Raw genomic sequence first — 393 nt, 5'->3', positions numbered from 1 at the left:
CTCAGCCAGCGCAGCTTCGAGGAACGCGCGGTTCGGCTGCACTTCGAAGAATGGCACCGTTTCGAATCCCCACTGCTTGGCCTTGTTAAGGCCTTGCCGGACAGTACTGATGTCCTCATTGTGGTAGACGCCAAGTACCACCATAGACACGTCGCGGAGCGCCCGACTCGACCACGAGCGATTGAACAAGCCGTTGACCATGGCGCGCGCATTGTCGAAACCGTCGTCGCCCGCTGCCTCACGGCTGTATTTCTCAGCAAACACATCCTTCTTCATCAATGCTTCGAATCGAAAGACCGTTCGGTTTCGGGTCGGAATCCGTGCCGGAATCAGTCCGAACTCTACAAGCTTCGGAATCAGGTACGACACATCGCGACCAACCATGCCATCACC

General features: G+C 56.7%; 1 protein-coding gene. It reads right to left on the bottom strand.

Annotated elements, in window-relative coordinates; all coding sequences use genetic code 11:
* The coding region (locus AC30CM_RS27335) for a hypothetical protein (protein WP_490120028.1) at nt 1-393 on the bottom strand (393 nt) is incomplete at both ends.

Source organism: Mycobacterium sp. DHQP2018-32-09, from assembly GCF_058148405.1.
The sequence above is the reverse complement of the archived record's forward strand: the minus strand, read 5'-3'. Positions and strand labels throughout refer to the sequence as shown.